Source organism: Luteimonas sp. RIT-PG2_3 (genome assembly GCF_054902115.1).
Genome location: NZ_JBUBPF010000006.1, coordinates 185653 through 201366, shown reverse-complemented (window position 1 = coordinate 201366; position 15714 = coordinate 185653). Strand labels below are relative to the sequence as shown.

7 protein-coding genes are annotated in these 15714 nt (G+C 69.2%); 3 read left to right on the top strand and 4 right to left on the bottom strand.

Annotated elements, in window-relative coordinates:
• Position 1: 1 nt before the first annotated feature.
• Positions 2-2401: a circularly permuted type 2 ATP-grasp protein gene (locus tag ACYX7E_RS12040; protein WP_462080815.1), complete on the bottom strand. Its 2400-nt coding sequence runs from the start codon at positions 2399-2401 to the stop codon at positions 2-4.
• Positions 2402-2407: 6 nt separating this feature from the next.
• A complete protein-coding gene (locus ACYX7E_RS12035) occupies positions 2408-5854 on the bottom strand; it encodes a transglutaminase family protein (protein WP_462080814.1) in 3447 nt (1148 codons plus the stop codon).
• A 285-nt stretch (positions 5855-6139) separates the two neighbouring features.
• Between ACYX7E_RS12035 and ACYX7E_RS12030 the strand changes: the two genes are divergently transcribed.
• Positions 6140-10105 (top strand): autotransporter domain-containing protein, encoded by a 3966-nt coding sequence (locus tag ACYX7E_RS12030; protein ID WP_462080813.1) that lies wholly within the window; start codon positions 6140-6142, stop codon positions 10103-10105.
• Positions 10106-10327: 222 nt separating this feature from the next.
• Here the strand turns inward: ACYX7E_RS12030 and ACYX7E_RS12025 are convergent, their stop codons facing one another.
• Complete coding sequence (locus tag ACYX7E_RS12025) at positions 10328-11029, bottom strand: hypothetical protein (RefSeq protein ID WP_462080812.1); 702 nt, start codon at positions 11027-11029, stop codon at positions 10328-10330.
• Between the two features lie 172 nt (positions 11030-11201).
• On the opposite strand from ACYX7E_RS12025, the gene ACYX7E_RS12020 reads away from it, so the two are divergent.
• Together ACYX7E_RS12020 and ACYX7E_RS12015 are read left to right on the top strand one after the other, a co-directional pair.
• Positions 11202-13475, top strand: a complete 2274-nt coding sequence (locus ACYX7E_RS12020; protein ID WP_462080811.1) for a hypothetical protein — start codon at positions 11202-11204, stop codon at positions 13473-13475.
• A gap of 79 nt (positions 13476-13554) precedes the next feature.
• Positions 13555-13866 (top strand): GIY-YIG nuclease family protein, encoded by a 312-nt coding sequence (locus ACYX7E_RS12015; RefSeq protein WP_462080810.1) that lies wholly within the window; start codon positions 13555-13557, stop codon positions 13864-13866.
• Positions 13867-14069: 203 nt separating this feature from the next.
• Here ACYX7E_RS12015 and ACYX7E_RS12010 read toward each other — a convergent pair whose 3' ends face one another.
• Positions 14070-15593: an acetyl-CoA hydrolase/transferase family protein gene (locus ACYX7E_RS12010; protein WP_462080809.1), complete on the bottom strand. Its 1524-nt coding sequence runs from the start codon at positions 15591-15593 to the stop codon at positions 14070-14072.
• Positions 15594-15714 lie beyond the last annotated feature (121 nt).

Below are 15714 nucleotides of genomic sequence, written 5' to 3'. Positions count from 1 at the left end.
CTCATCCGAAGTAGGTCCGCGCCAGTTGGTCGTACAGGTTGCCGATGTCGTTGCCGAGCGCGACCAGGTCGTCGGCGCCGAGGCTGTCGGCATCGCGGATCGACAGGCTGGTGTGCAGGCGCAGGATCTCGCGCGAGAACGACGGCAGCGCGGCGCCGTGGACATGCGCCGGCAAGCGTGCGAACTCATCTTTCAGCACGTCGATCTGGAACCTCGCCGAACGCGGATTGGCCGGATCCAGCGCCAGCAGTTCGATGACGCTGAGCGGGCCGGCCTGCACGCCATGGCGGTTGCGCCAGGTCATCACGCTGTCGCCGATCTCGAGCACCGCCTGCTGCAGGCCTTCGGGCGCGTCGTCGCGCACGGTTTCCGCGAGCAGGTGCGCGATCTGCTGTCCACGTTCGATGCGGCGACCGATCTCGAGGAAGCGCCAGCCGGTCGAACGGTACATGTTTTCGTGCAGCAGGCCGGAGAAGCCCGCCAGCTTGCGCAGCAGCACGGTCGCGGCGCGGCTGGCGTCGTCGCCGGGGCGGATCTGGCGCGAGAAGCGATAGGCGGTGTGCGACAGGTCGTTGAGCGCGGACCAGCCATCGGGCGAGAAGCGGTCGCGGATGCGTCCGGCGCTGGTGGCGGCGCCGTCGATGCTGCGCAGCAGGCCTTCGGGAATCGGCTGCTCGACCGCGACATCGAGTTGCAGCAGGTGCGCGGCCAGCAACTCCAGCAGCGGCGCCTGACCCTGTGCCTGTTCAGCCAGGCGCGCATGGTAGGCGCGCAGCACGCGTGCGATGGCTTCGCTGCGCTCGGCATAGCGGCCGAGCCACAACAGGTTTTCCGCCGCGCGGCTGGGCAGCTCGCTGGTGCCGGCGCTGCGTGGCGTGGGCTGGCGCATCGGCAGCAGGGTGTCCTGGCTGACCGGGCGCGTGCTGACGATCCAGACGTCCGCGGCCTGGCCGCCATGCTGCATTGCGATCGCGCGGTTGTCGGTATGCGCACCGACGCGCGCGAACCCGCCGGGCATCACGTCCCAACCCTGCGCGGTGCGTGCGACGAATGCGCGCAGCACGAACGGACGCGGTTCCAGCCGGCCATCGATGTAGGCCGGTGTCGTCGACAGCGTCACCGCTTCCTGCGCCACCCATTGCCCACCCTCGTCGCGCAGGCGCTGCAGCAGGTGCGCGCGGTCGTCGGGATCGAGCTGGCCGGCCAGCAGCGTGGCCTGCATGTCGTCGTGCGGAAGCTGCGTCGACAGCGCCGGACCGATCATCATGCGGTCGAGGTCGGCGATGACCTGTTCGCGTGCGCTGTCCTGTCCGCACCACCAGGTCGCGATGCCCGGCAGCAACAGCTCGTCGCCATGCAGCGCACGGCAGATGCCGGGCAGGAACGCCGCCAGCGCACGCGTTTCCAGCAGGCCGCTGCCAAGCGCGTTGACGATCGATGCATTGCCCGCGCGCAGCACGCCGACCAGGCCCGGCGTGCCGATCCACGAATCCGGACGCAGCTCGAGCGGATCGGTGAAGGCGGCATCGAGGCGTCGCCACAGCACGCTGATCGGTTGCAGGCCCGACACCGTGCGCACCATCAGCTGGCCGTCGCGGACGCTGAGGTCCTCGCCTTCCAGCAACAGGATGCCGAGGTAGCGCGCGATCCAGGCGTGCTCGTAATAGGTTTCGTTGTTCGGTCCCGGCGTCAGGATCGCGACCGCGCGCGCGGGATCGCCGGTCAGTTCCTGCAGCGCATCGCGGAAGCGACGGAAGAACCCCGCGAGCCGGTGCACGTGCACGCCTTCGGGCAGATCCGGGAACGCCCGCAGCGTGGCGACGCGGTTCTCGAGCGCGAATCCCGCACCCGACGGCGCCTGCGTGCGGTCGCCCAGCACCCACCAGCGTCCATCGGGACCACGCCCGAGTTCGAATGCGCAGAAATGCAGGAAATGCCCGCCGCGCGGCGCAATGCCGACCAGCGGATGCAGGAACTCCGGGTTGCCGGCGACCAGCTCCGGCGGCAGCAGGCCGTCGCGGACCAGGTGCTGCGGGCCGTGCAGGTCGGCCGCGATGTGCTCCAGCAGGTCGGCGCGCTGCACCAGGCCCTGGCGGATCAGAGTCCAGTCGTCCTCGTCCAGCAGCACCGGGACCGGCGCCAGCGGCCACGCGCGTTCGGGCGCGTCGCTGGTGCTGTCGTAGGCGCGGTAATAGACGCCGGCATCCTTGACGTACTGCTCGGCGCGCGCGAAGCGGGTGTCGAGTTCCTCGGCCGGCATCGCCTCGAGCATGCTGACGAAATCGCGCCAGGCCGGACGCAACGCGCCATCGTCGGACAGCATCTCGTCGGCGCCGCCGAGCAGCGGGCGATAGCGCGACAGCAGGCTGTCGTCTTCAGCGGGGGAGGTGGCGGCAACCATCGGCGGCTATTGTCGCATCCGGCGTCGCAGGTCCAGGGTGTGCGGGAACTCGGGCGAGACCGTTTCCGCGGCCAGCCGGTACGGTCCCGGTGTGTGCCCGCTGGGCAGGAAGCGCGCCAGCCGGCGGGCTTCGGCCTCGTTGCCGTTGACCGGGAAGCTGTCGTAGTTGCGGCCGCCCGGATGCGCCACGTGATACGTGCAGCCACCGATCGCACGGCCGCTCCAGCGATCGTAGAGATCGAACACCAGCGGTGCGTCCACCGGCAGCAGCGGATGCAGGCCCGAGGCCGGTTGCCAGGCCTTGTAGCGCACGCCGGCAACCGCGGTGCCGGCCGGGCCCGCGGCGTGCAGCGGCAGTTCGCGGCCGTTGCAGGCGACGGCATGGCGTTGCGGGTTCCAGCCTTCGAGCCTGACCTGCAAGCGCTCCACCGACGAGTCGACATAGCGCACGGTGCCACCGATCGCGCCCTGCTCGCCAAGGACATGCCAGGGTTCGAGCGCCTGCCGCAGCTCCAGGCGTACGTCGCCGACCTGCAGTTGCCCGCAGAACGGGAAGCGGAATTCCAGTTGCGCCTCGAACCATTCCGGACGCAGCGCAAAGCCATGCCGGGCCAGGTCGTCGAGCACGTCCAGGAAGTCCTGCCACAGGTAGTGCGGCAGCATGTAGCGGTCGTGCAGTGCGGTGCCCCAGCGCACGCAGCCGCCATCGAGCGGTGTCTTCCAGTAACGCGCGACCAAGGCGCGCACCAGCAGTTGCTGCGCCAGGCTCATCCGCGCATCGGGCGGCATCTCGAAGCCGCGGAACTCGACCAGGCCCAGCCGGCCGGTCGGTCCGTCGGGCGAGAACAGCTTGTCGATGCAGATCTCGGCGCGATGGGTATTGCCGGTGACGTCGGTCAGCAGGTTGCGCAGCAGGCGATCGACCTGCCACGGCGGCGGGGCGTCTCGGTCGGCATCTGCATCTGCATGCACTGAAGGAATTTGCGCGAGCGCGATCTCCAGTTCGTAAAGGCTGTCGTGGCGCGCCTCGTCGATGCGCGGCGCCTGGCTGGTGGGACCGATGAACAGTCCCGAGAACAGGTAGGACATCGACGGATGCCGCTGCCAGTGCAGGATCAGCGACTTCAACAGGTCCGGGCGACGCAGGAAGGGACTGTTGTTGGGCGTCGCGCCGCCCACGACCACGTGGTTGCCGCCGCCGGTGCCGGTATGCCGGCCGTCGATCATGTACTTGTCGGTCCCGAGCCGAGTCTGCCGCGCTTCCTCGTAGACCGCTTCGGTCGTGGCCACGCAGTCGCGCCACTGGGCGGCCGGATGGATGTTGACCTCGATGACGCCGGGATCGGGCGCCACCCGGATCACGTTGATGCGCGGATCCTGCGGCGGGGCATAGCCTTCGATCTGGACCGGCAGGCCGAGGTCGCGGGCGGCGGCTTCGGCGGCCGCGACCAGTTCCAGGTAATCCTCCAGGCGCTCCACCGGCGGCATGAAAACGCTCAGATAGCCCGCGCGCGGTTCCACCGACAACGCGGTGCGGATCGCGCCGTCGATGTCGCTGCCGGGCACGCCGTCATCGCCGAGCGTCTGCTCGACCTGGCGCTGGCTGGCGACGGTGTCGGGGTTGAACGCGGCGGCAGGTTGCGACGCATACTGGGACGGCGTGGCCCTGCCGGCATGCAATGCATCACGCAATGCCTCTGGTGCGGGCAGCGGGACGCGATCGACGGAAGGGTCCACCGGCACCACGTACGGGTAGTCGATCGCCGCGACATGCGGCAATGCGCCCAGCGGCAGGCGATAGCCGACCGGCGAATCGCCGGGGACCAGCAGCAAGGTGCCGCGCCGGGTCTTCCAGTGCTCGCTGCGCCAGCGCGCGGTCTCGTCGGCGCGGCTGTTCCAGCGCTGCACCGGAAGCACGTAACCCGCTGGCGCGGTCAGGCCGCGTGCGAACACGCGCGACATCCGTGCGCGGGCCTCGGCATCCTGCAGCTCCGGATTGGACGGGTCGACGTTGCCGGGCAGGTTGGCTTCCTTCAGCAGCCATTCGCCGGGATCCTCGAACGCGGGCACGACCATGTCCGCCGCGATGCCGAGGTCGCCCGCGATCGCCTGCAGCAGGCGCGCGGCATCGGCGGCGGCGGGCGTGGCTTCGGCGGTGGTTCCGGCCTCGTCTTCGGCGGGACGTTCGCGCGCGATCAGGGCCGCGTCGTGCCAGATCGGTTCCCCGTCCTTGCGCCAGTACAGCGAGAACGTCCAGCGCGGCAGCGCTTCACCCGGATACCACTTGCCCTGTCCGTAATGCAGGAAGCCGCCGGGTGCGAAGCGATCGCGCAGGCGGCGGATCAGTGCATCGGCCTTCGCACGCTTGGTCGGTCCCACCGCGTCGGTGTTCCATTCGCCGGCTTCGACATCGTCGATCGAGATGAAGGTCGGCTCGCCGCCCATCGTCAGGCGCACGTCCTGTTCGCGCAGCGCGACGTCGACCGCCTCGCCGAGTGCGTCCAGCGCCTGCCAGGAGGCATCCGGGAACGGCCGGGTGACGCGCGGATGCTCGGCGATGCGCGCGACCTGCATGTCGAAATCGAAGTCGGTCCGCAGTTCGGTCTGCAATGGCGACGCCAGCACCGTCAGGCCGCCGCTGATCGGTGCGGCATTGCGGTAATGCGGTGTGGCTGCCAGCGGGATATGGCTCTCGCCGGTCAGTAGGCCCGAGGTCGGGTCCAGTCCGATCCAGCCGGCGCCGGGCAGGTAGACCTCGCACCAGGCGTGCAGGTCGGTGAAGTCGTGGTCGGTGCCCGCCGGGCCGTCCAGCGACACCAGGTCGGGCTTGAGCTGGATCAGGTAGCCCGACACGAAGCGCGCAGCCAGCCCCAGGTGACGCAGCACCTGCACCAGCAGCCAGGACGAATCGCGGCACGAGCCCGACGCCAACAGTAGGGTCTCCTCCGGCGTCTGCACGCCGGTCTCCATGCGGATCACGTAGCCGGTCGCGCGCTGGATGCGTGCGTTGAGGTCGACGACAACATCCACGGTGTTGCGCGGTGTGCGGTCGATGCCGGCCAGGAATGCCGCCAGCGCAGGCCCTGTGGGTTCGGGCTGCAGGTAGATCGACAGGTCCGGCGCGAGGTCGTCGGGATAGGCGAACGGCCATTGCTCGGCGACTTCCTCGACGAAGAAGTCGAACGGGTTGTAGACCGTCATGTCGGCGACCAGGTCGACCTCGATCCTCAGCTCCGTCACCGGCTCAGGGAACACGAAGCGCGCCAGGAAGTTGCCGTACGGGTCCTGCTGCAGGTTCACGAAGTGCTGCGCCGGCTGCACCCGCAGGGAATGGCTGAGCACCTTGGTCCGCGAATGCGGCGCCGGCTGCAGGCGGATGACCTGTGGGCCCAACTGGACCGGACGGTCATAGACATAGTGGGTCAGGTGACGGATCGCCGCGTGGATGGCCATGCTTGCCCTGGATAGTCCGGCGCTGTGGGGTGGCGTCGGATCCATGGCAGGTAAACACAACGCGCGGGCATGTTCAAACGCAGCCGCGCCCGGCAGGCCTGTCGGCAGCGCGGCAGACCCGGGCTTGTCAAGCCCGATAAGGGACTGTCCTGCGATCGCAGGGCTTGCCGATGATCCGTCTGTTCCGCATCCGGAGCACGGCATCGCCATGGTGATCGCCGTCGACTGACGACGTGCAGACGCACGGCCGCACCAACACTTTGTCGTGAAACCAGGGGAACGACGATGAACAGGATCTACAGCAGGGTATGGAACGAGGCGACCGGTACCTGGGTCGTGGCATCGGAGCTGGCCTGTCGCAGGACAGGCCCGCGCGCCACCGGACGACGTGGCACCGCGAACGCGACGGCAGGCAGCGCCGCAGCGGCCGCCCGGCCTGGCGGGCTGCTGGCGGCCGGTGTCCTGGCCGCAGGGATGCTGGCGCCCACGATGGCGTGGGCGATCAGTGCGCAGACCAGCGCCGACTTCCAGCCTGCGATCGACCTGGGCGACGCGCAGCCGGGTGCGGCAGCGACCTCGGTGACGGTGGAAGAGGCCGCAACGAGCGGGCGCTATGCCAACGGCATCCGCGGCACCTCCAACGACAGTGCGATCACGGTCGTGGCCGATCGCGTGCTGGTGACCGGGGAAGGGTCCGACGGCATCGTGCTGCTGTCGTACTCCGGCGATCTGACCGTCGAGGCCGGCAGCGTGGCCACGCGCTATGACGGCCCCTTCCCGGAAGACCAGCCCCTGTACGGCATGCTGGCCAACGTCAGCGGCGCCGGCATCTTCGCAAGCTCGGTGATGGGCAACGTCCGCGTCGGTGCCAGCGATGTCGAGACTGCGTCCGTTGCCGGTTACGGCATCGGCGCGCAGACCGGTTACAGCGACGCGACATCGCTGGGACGCGTCGCTGTCGACAGCGGGCGCGTGCTCACGCGCGGCGACTACGGCATCGGCATCTTCGCGCGGGGCGGCGGCGACGTGACCGTGCTCAGCGACAGCGTCGTGACCCAGGGCTACAACGCGCACGCGGTCTATGCCGTCAGCCTGAACCGGTCCGTCGATGTGGCCAGCGGCCATGCCGCGGCCTCGGGCGATACCGCGTACGGCATCCTTGCGCGCGCACCGCTCGACATCAGCGTGCAGTCCGACAGCGTCGTGACCCGGGGAGGCTCGGAGCAGCAGAACGACGGCAGCATGCTGGGCGCGTACGGTATCTTCGCCGACGGCGGGCAGGGCACCACGCGGATCGTCAGCGGCCGTGTCGAGACCGCCGGCAGCCATGCCACCGGCATCCGCGTCCGCGGCGGTCGCGTCGTCGAGGTCGACAGCACGCGCGTGGACACGGCCGGCGATTTCGCCGTCGGCATCGATGTCGCGCAGATCGAACCCGATGGCAGCCTCCGCATCGACAGCGGCGAGGTCACGACGAGCGGCCGCTTCGCCGAAGGCATCGCCGTGGAGGCCGGGGATGCAGACACGCAACTGGACAGCGCGTCGGTGACGGTGTCGGGCGAAGGCAGCCACGGCATCGTCGTGCTGGCTCATGCCGGCGACATCACGATCGATTCCGGGCGCGTGCAGTCGCTGTACGACGGCGGGTTCCCGGCCGACAACGACGCGTTCGGACGACTGGCCAGCATTGCCGGTGCCGGCGTCTGGGGCAGCTCGATCTTCGGCAATGTCGCCGTGCGCAGCGGTGAAGTCGAGACCCATGGCCTGGCGGCCTATGGTGTCGGCGCCCAGGTCGGATTCGGCAGCAGTGGTTCGACGGCATCGGTGACGCTGGACAGCGGCCGCGTGTCGACGCAGGGCGACTACGCGATCGGGCTCTTCGCCACCACGACCGGCAGCGGCACGGTGACCGTCAGCAGCGACGAGGTGTCCACGCAGGGGCTGAACTCGCATGGCATCTACGCGATCAGCGCCGGCGGCGCCGTATCGGTCGACAGCGGGACGATCTCGGTGGCCGGTGCCAATGCGACCGGCATCCTGGCGCGCGGGCAAGGCGTCAGCGTGCGCTCCGGATCGATCGTCGTGCAGGGCGAGCCGCACGACTACGGCAGCGGCCCGGTGCCCGCCTATGGCATTTCCGCGCAGGGCGGGCAGGGCGCGGTGGTCATCGACAGTGGCACGGTGGCGACCTCGGGCGTGATGTCGACGGCGATCCGGGTCAACGGCGCATCGTCGGTGGACATCACCAGCGGCAGCGTCGACACGCAGGGACAGGATGCGGTCGGCATCATGGTCGATGCCAGCGGGGCCGTCGATCTCGCCTCCGCCACGGTCACCACGCGCGGCGCCCATGCGCACGGTATCGTGGTCCACACCGACGGCGACATCGCCGTGCAGGCGGGCCGGACCCAGGCCAGCGGCGAAGGCGCCTCCGGCCTGTGGGTGCATGCTGGCGGCAGCGGCGATGTCGACATCGTCAGTGGCGAGATCGTGGCCGATCAGCACGGCATCCATGCCTGGAGTGCGTCTGGCGATGTCGCCATCTCGGTCAGCGGCGACGTGTCGTCGACCCGCGGCCAGGCGATCCACGCCCAGTCCGATGCCGGCCACGTCACCCTCGACGTGGGCGCTGGCCGACAGGTGTCCGGCGTCAGCGGTGTCTGGCTGTCCTCCGCGCTCGGCAGCACCATCAACATCCTGGGCGAGATCTCCGCCAGCCAGGGCCATGCGATCGAGGTGGTCGGCGGCGCGGCCACGATCAACAACCAGAGCAACACCATCATCGGCTCGATCCGGCTGACCGACGGCGACGACGTGTTCAACAACATCGGCACCTGGATCGCCACCGGCACCAGCGACTTCGGCGCTGGCAACGACGTGCTGCGCAACAGCGGTCTGTTCGAGGCGCCGGGCACCGGCGTGACCTCGCTGTTGAACCTGACCACGTTCGTCAACGACGGCACAGTCAACCTGGTCAACGGCCAGACCGGCGACCGCCTGTCCATGCCCGGCACGGTCTATGTCGGCAATGCCGGCAGCGTGCTGGCGGTGGATGTCGATTTCGCCAGCGGTGCCAGCGATTCGCTGGCCGTGGACGCCGTCCAGGGCAGCACGCGGATCGTGGTCAACAATACCGCGTCCGCGCCCGGCTTCAACCTCGAAGGCATCTCGATCATCGCGTCGGAGCAGGCGCTGACCGGCAACGAGTTCACGCTCGACCTCGGTGCGATCGGTGACGGCCTGGTCGGCTACGACCTCGTGTTCGATCCGGTCAACAACCGCTTCGTGGTCAAGGCCGTGCCGGGCACGGCGGCGTTCGAGCTGCTCAAGGGCATCACCGCCGGCCAGGACTTCTGGCTGAAGTCGGGTGATGCGGTCAGTGCGCGGATGCTGGCGATGCGTGATGTCCGCAGGGCGCAGGACGGGGCGCCCGGTCGCGGTGGCTGGGTGCAGGCGCATGGCGGTGGTCGCGACTTCGAGAACAGCGGCAGCTTCGACCTCGGCAGCGGCGACCTGGTGCAGGACCTGTCGACCGACAGCCAATGGCGCGGCCTGCAGTTGGGACACGAATGGCAGTGGGGCGATGGCACGGACCATGGCGCGCTCGGCGTGACGTTGGGCTACACCGACTACTCGCTACAGTTCTCGCGCAGCCCCGGTCGCTATGAGCTCAACGGCGCCAACGTTGGCGTCTACGCTGCGTATGGCCGCGGCCTCTTCTTCGCACAGGGCCTGGCCAAGCTGGACCGCTACAGCGGCGACCTGCGGACCGGCGAAGCCACGCTGGGCGGCAAGCTCGCTGGCACGGCCCTGGGCCTGCAGTTCGAAACCGGACTGCGGCTGGGCGATGGCCTGTGGGTTGAGCCGGTGATCGGCGCCAGCTGGGTCCGCGCCGGCCTGGACGATCTGGAGACGGCGACCGCGCGTGTCGAGTTCGAGCGGGGCGACAGCCTGCAGAGCCGCCTCGGTGTGCGCCTGGGTGGGCAACTGGGCCAGCAGGAGACGCGCTGGGTACCCAGCCTCGGCCTCTATGCGATCGAGGAGCATCGCGGTCGCAACACGACCCAGCTCTGGTACGGCGGTGAAGCGATCGACGCCACCGACGTGCCGCAGGACAGCTATGGGCGCGCGGAACTGGCGTTGACGGCGGTAACCGCAGGGGGCGTGGAGGCGTTCGTGCGTGCCGAGCGCGATTTCCGCAGCGGCGCGAGCGGGTTCAATGGCCGCGTGGGGCTGCGCTGGCGCTGGTGATGCGACGCGACGCCGCGTCGTCGCGGCAGGATATTGATGGAGGGCGCAGGGACGCGCCCGGTCGTCGCTCAGTCGTAGAACATCCGCGCGCAGATCAGTGGCATGTGGACACTGACATGTGGATGATCCGCATGCTCGTATTGCCGTGACCGTCGTCGCGGCATTCGCTACGCGGGCGATTGCCACGCGTGCAACTGCCAGATCGCAACTATCAGACGGCGTTTACCAGACCGGCGACGGCATGCCGCGCCAGCCGGGGCCGGGGCCGCCGAAGCCATCGTAGTGGCCAGGGTAGCGGCCGTCGTAGCGGCCGTCGTAATAGCCGGCCTCGGGTCCGTAATAGCCGCCGGGGCCGCCATAGCCACCGCCATAGCCACCCCAGTATCCGGGCCCGCTGCCTTGGCCGACGCTGATGCTGAGGCCGACCTGGCGCTCCTTGCCGCTGTCGGTCACGTAGCGCTTGCAGGTATTGAGCTGGGTCGCCTGCCAGTTGCTGTTGCCGCCCCGACGCGAGTAGCCCATGCCCATCGAGACGCTGCCGTGCAGTTGGCCGTCGCAGGCGGCCGCTTCGCGGGTCAGCACGCCGGACGGGGCCGCGCGTCCACTGCGGTCGCCGTAGTAGGTGCCGGGCGGATCGGCGATGTACGCGGGCGCGTATTCGCCAATGGCGGCGGTCGCGGCGGTTGCCGGCACACGATCATCGGCCGCTGCCGCGTCGAAGGGCCTGGCTGCGGCAGCGTCGGCCAGCGCGCCGGTGTCGGCCTGCTTGGGCAGGCTGAGATCAAGTGCGCTGCGCGCGGCCGGATCGGTCGCGGTAGCGCTCGATGACGCTTGCGGTCCGGTGTCGGCGGGGGTGTCTGCAGCCAGCACGGGGCCTGCGGCCAGCAGCAGCGACAGCGACAGGACGGGAGGCAGGTGCTTCATCGCGGGGTTCCGGGAAGGGCAGCAGACAGAAGCGTCGTCCACCCACGCTAGCAATCGCAGATTGAATGCCTGCTGTCTTTCGCCGGATTTCCGGGACATCTCCGCCCTTGGCAACGTGGGCGCCAAGGCCCGTCAACATCCGCCATGCACAGGGTTCGGGCATGCTGGCGGCATGACGTCTCCGCCTTCTTCCGATTCCCCTCCGCCGGCGGCCATGCCCGGCGGGCCGCCGCCCACGCCCGCGCGCACCTCCCGTGGCGCCGCATCGCCCTCGCGGCCAGGCCTGCGACGGCTGCGCCGCATCGTCGTGTGGCTGGGCTGCGCACTGCTGGCGCTGTACCTGGCGTACCTGGTCGCCGGCAACGTCTTCCTCAACACCGGGACCGGACACAGTACCGTGAACCGCAAACCGGCCGCCTTCCAGATGCAGTGGGGCAGCGGCTGGACCTGGTGGCCGGGGCGTGTGGTGCTGTCGGACGTGCACCTGCAGGGCCACGTGCGCAAGACGGTATGGTCGGTGCGGGCGACGCGGGCGCAGGGCGCGATCGCGCTGCTGCCGCTGCTGCGCCGCGAACTGCGTGTGCCCTGGGTGGACGCCAGCGAGGTCCATGCCGAGATCGTCGAGGCCGACACCGAGCGTCCCGTGCCGGCGGCGCGCCCCGGCGGCTGGATGTTGCGTTTCGACCGCATCAGCAGCGACAGCATCCGCGAGGCGACACTCGGCAACTGGCGTCTCACGGGAGAGGGCCAGGGCACGGTGGCGTTCGACAAGCGACTGCGTGGCGGACCGGTGACCCTGTATCCGTCGACGGTCGCGTTCGCCGACACGCGCTTGGCGCTGGGCGGGAAGATGCTGTTGCAGGACACCCGCATCGCCAGCACGTTCTCGCTCGATCGGCATGTCGCCCGCGATGTGCGCGGCCTCGACAAGCTGCCCTTGCTGCAGGCGTCGCTGGAGATCGACGGCACCGGCGTGGCGCTGGAAGCCAGCCATGATGTCGACAAGGGCTACCGCTTCGATGCCGTGCCCGGCAATGGGCGGGTGCAGGGCAGCCTGTCGCTGGTGCGCGGACGGCTGGCACCGGGCGGGTCGCTGCACCTGCATGCGCCGCTGATCGCGATCGATCCCGCCGGTCGTCGCGTCAGCAACACGCTCGACGCCACGGTCAGCGTCGACGACGACATCCGCGTGCGCGCGATCGTGCCGGCGATCGATGGCAAACACCTGTCGCTGGATGCCGACCTGCGTGTCGCCGGCAACACGTTGCCGCTCGGCAACTGGCGCGCGCGCCTGGCCGGCGTATCGGGACATCTGAAGGGGCAGTGGCACTTCCCGTCGCTGGACTGGGTCAGCGGACTGTTCGTGCAGGCCGACTGGTTGAACCTGGCCGGGCGTGGCGTCGTCGACATGGACCTGCAGATCGCGCAGGGCAAGCTTGCCGACGGCAGTCGCCTGAGCGTGCCGGACGTCGAAGCGTCGGCCGATGTCATGGGCAATCACGTGCGCGGCAGCGGCCAGTTGCTGGCGATGATCAAGCCTGCGGCCAATGGCGTGTCCGCGACACGGCTGGACCTGAAGCTCGACAGCTTCGGCATCGCGCCATCGGATGCGCCCGCGCGGCCTTACGTCACCGGCCGCGACCTGCAGCTTGAACTGACCGCCGCCAACGAGCTGGCGAAACTGCGCGACAGCCTGCGCGGACAGGTGCGCTTCCGCGATGCGCGCGTGCCCGACCTGCGTGCGTACAACCGTTACCTGCCCAGCGAGGCGCTGCGCTTCACCGGCGGCAGCGGCACGCTGACCGGCGACCTGCGCATCGATGGCGAAGGCGAACTCGGCGAAGGCCGGTTGCAGGTGCGCGGCCCGCGCACCGAACTGGTCGCGGCGGGCGTGCGTATGCGTGGTGACATCGCGATCGATGCGCGGCTGCGCCGAGGCGACCTGCAGGCCCGGCATTTCAGCCTTGGCGGTTCGACGGTGCAGCTGCGCAATGTCGGCTTCACCGAGGCCGATGGCAGCACCCGGGATGGCTGGTGGGCGACCTTGCAGATGCCCAGCGGCGACGTGCGCTGGGCCAAGCGCAACCAGGTCGGCGCGACGCTGGATGCGCGCATGAAGGATGTCGGCTTCCTGCTGGCGCTGTTCTCCGACCGTGCCGGTTATCCGGCCTGGATCGGCCGGCTGGTCGATGACGGCCAGGCGCGGCTGAAGGGCCGCTTGCAATGGCAGGGCGAGACCCTCGTGCTCGATCGGATGCAGGCCGCCAACGACCGCTTCCAGGTCGAAGGACGCTTCCGCCTGCGCGGCCAGCAGCGTACGGGCGACCTCTATGCCAAGTGGGGCGTGCTCGGCGCCGGCATGGAGATCAATGGCGACCAGCGGCGCATGCATCTGAAAGGCGCGCGCGAATGGTTCGACAGCCGGCCGCATTACCTTCGCGATTGACGCCGCACGCAGCGCCTGCAGGCCGCATGGCTGGCGGCATGCCTGCCCAGGGGCCAGCGATTCGCGGACAATGGCGGGCATGACCGTCGTCCCCTCGCCCTGGCTGCTGTACCTGCTCGAATGCCAGGACGGCAGTTACTACGCCGGCATCACCACCGACCTGCCGGGACGTTTCCAGGCGCATGTCGCCGGCAAGGGGGCGCGCTATACGCGGGCGCATCCACCGCTGCGGATCCTGGCCAGCCGCGGCTATCCGGACCGTTCGACCGCCTCGCGGGCGGAATGGCAGCTCAAGCAGTTGCCGCGTTCGCGCAAGCTGGCATTCTTCGTCCTCGACGTGGTGGCCGACGTGCAGGACGCTTGCAGCGCGGACGCGTGCCCGCAGGCGTAACGGGCATGCAGTGCGGGTGCGTACCTCCCGGGCCTGAGAACCTGTACACGATCTTGCTGCGCTTGCCATCGGGCGCGCGTGCGATGCTCGGTTGCTCGTATGCCTGCACGTACACTGCGCTTTCTGCCTGATCTTCACTGGTATGCACGCCACATGCCACCTGACTGCGCTCGCGACAGATCGTCAACAGGTTCTGGGGACGCTCAGGCGCCGCCAGGCAGCATCGTGCCGCTGTCGAGCCAGCGCTGGTGCCATGACAGCGCCTCGGGCAGCAGGTGCGGCGTGTGCTTGCCGTAGCTGTCGCGCAACGCGCGTTCGAAGTAGTCGTTGAGTGCATCGCGGTAGTCGGGGTGCGCGCACTGTGCGATCAGCACGCGCGCGCGCTGTTTCGGCGACAGCCCGCGCAGGTCGGCCAAGCCCTGTTCGGTGACGACGATCGAGACATCGTGCTCAGTGTGGTCGACATGGCTGACCATCGGCACGATCGACGAGATGCTGCCGCCCTTGGCGGTGCTCGCGCTCAGGAAGATCGACAGGAAGCCGTTGCGCGCGAAGTCGCCCGAACCGCCGATGCCGTTCTGCATGCGCGTGCCCATGATGTGGGTCGAATTGACGTTGCCGTACAGGTCGACTTCGACCATGCCGTTCATGCCGATGCAGCCCAGGCGACGCACGAGCTCGGGATGGTTGCTGATCTCCTGCGTGCGCAGGATGATCTTCTCGCGGTACAGCGCGATGTCGCGCTTGAAGACCTCGTTCGCCGCTGGGCTCAGGGCGAACCCGGTGCACGACGCGTACTTCAGCACGCCGTCGCGCAGCAAGTCGAGCATGCCGTCCTGGATGACTTCGGTGAAGGCGCTGAGGTCGCGGAAGCCGCTGTTCGCCAGTCCCGCCAGCACCGCGTTGGGAATGTTGCCGACGCCCGACTGCAGTGGCAGCAGGTTCGCCGGCAGCCTGCCCTTGGCAACCTCGTGCTGCAGGAACTCGATCAGGTGGCCGGCGATCCGCTGGCTGGTGGCGTCTGCCGGCGCGAACGGGCTGTTGCGGTCGGGGGCATGCGTCTGCACGATCGCGACGATCTTGTGGGGGTCCACGCGCAACGCGGTCTCGCCGATGCGGTCGTCGCCATGTTCCAGCGGGATCGGCCGGCGCAGCGGGGGCAACGCGGTGCCGTAATAGATGTCGTGCATGCCCTCGAGTTCCGGCGGCTGCCAGCTGTTGACCTCGACGACGACCTTCTTCGCCAGGTCCAGCCAGGTCTTGCTGTTGCCGACCGACGTCGACGGCACGATGCCGCCGTCCTCGCGGATCGCGGTGGCCTCGATGACGGCAACGTCGATATCGCCATAGAAGCCGAACCAGGCGTGCTGGGCGACATGGCTCAGGTGCGCGTCGATGTAGGCAAGGCTGCCGTCGTTGATACGCTTGCGCGCATCGGGATCGCTCTGGAACGGAAGCCGCAACGCGATGCCGTCGACCTTGGCCAGCGCACCATCGAGTTCGGGGGCGGTCGAGGCGCCGGTCAGCAGCCGGATCTGGAACGCATCGCCGGCGGCATGCGCCTGTTCGATGCGGGCCGCCAGCGCGACCGGCACCACTTTGGGATAGCCCGAGCCGGTGAAGCCGCTCATCGCGACGGTCGCGCCCGGCGCGATATGGGCGGCGGCGGTCTCGGCGCTGACGATGCGCTCGCGCAGCGGCACGTGGCGGATACGGGATTCGGGCATGGCGGGCAAAGCCTGCTGGGTGGGGGTGTCCGATTATCGCCCCTGCCTTCCGTCGAGGTCCTGCCGCAGGCATGCGACGTTGTGCGCATTGACAGCGCTGAACGCGGTTGTTCCCGGGCGC

Coding starts and splice junctions, on each gene's coding strand:
- ACYX7E_RS12040 (WP_462080815.1), bottom strand. CDS start 2,401: ATGGTTGCCGCCACCTCCCCCGCTGAAGACGACAGCCTGCTGTCGCGC.
- ACYX7E_RS12035 (WP_462080814.1), bottom strand. CDS start 5,854: ATGGCCATCCACGCGGCGATCCGTCACCTGACCCACTATGTCTATGAC.
- ACYX7E_RS12030 (WP_462080813.1), top strand. CDS start 6,140: ATGAACAGGATCTACAGCAGGGTATGGAACGAGGCGACCGGTACCTGG.
- ACYX7E_RS12025 (WP_462080812.1), bottom strand. CDS start 11,029: ATGAAGCACCTGCCTCCCGTCCTGTCGCTGTCGCTGCTGCTGGCCGCA.
- ACYX7E_RS12020 (WP_462080811.1), top strand. CDS start 11,202: ATGACGTCTCCGCCTTCTTCCGATTCCCCTCCGCCGGCGGCCATGCCC.
- ACYX7E_RS12015 (WP_462080810.1), top strand. CDS start 13,555: ATGACCGTCGTCCCCTCGCCCTGGCTGCTGTACCTGCTCGAATGCCAG.
- ACYX7E_RS12010 (WP_462080809.1), bottom strand. CDS start 15,593: ATGCCCGAATCCCGTATCCGCCACGTGCCGCTGCGCGAGCGCATCGTC.